1 protein-coding gene is annotated in these 293 nt (G+C 55.3%); it reads right to left on the minus strand.

What is annotated here, in order from left to right; all coding sequences use genetic code 11:
• A partial coding sequence (locus HMPREF2822_RS07815; protein ID WP_158014577.1) for an integrase core domain-containing protein occupies positions 1-293 on the minus strand: 293 nt, incomplete at both ends.

Genomic DNA, 293 nt, shown 5'->3' on the forward strand with positions numbered 1-293 from the left:
TGGCGTGGGGTGATGTGCATTTTGCCGATAAGCAGTGATTGGTGCCGTCGTCGCTCGTTGTAAACCTGGCGGTATTCAGCCAGATATGTGTTGACCTCAGCAAGGCTGACTGGGTGGCGTGCATCGAGGAACTGGGTCAACGTGCGGTGAGAGCGCTCGTCTTTTCCCTGGGTTGTCGGGGCGAAACCAGCAATAGCAAGAACACCTTCACTAGCGAGCCAGGTTTCAGTAGCAGAGAGAAAGCCACGGTGGTAGGTGGCGAACGCATCGCCATTGTCGGAAAGGATTTCTTG

It is taken from the genome of Corynebacterium sp. HMSC062E11 (assembly GCF_001811845.1).
In the GTDB taxonomy this organism is placed as follows: Bacteria; Actinomycetota; Actinomycetes; order Mycobacteriales; family Mycobacteriaceae; genus Corynebacterium; species Corynebacterium hesseae.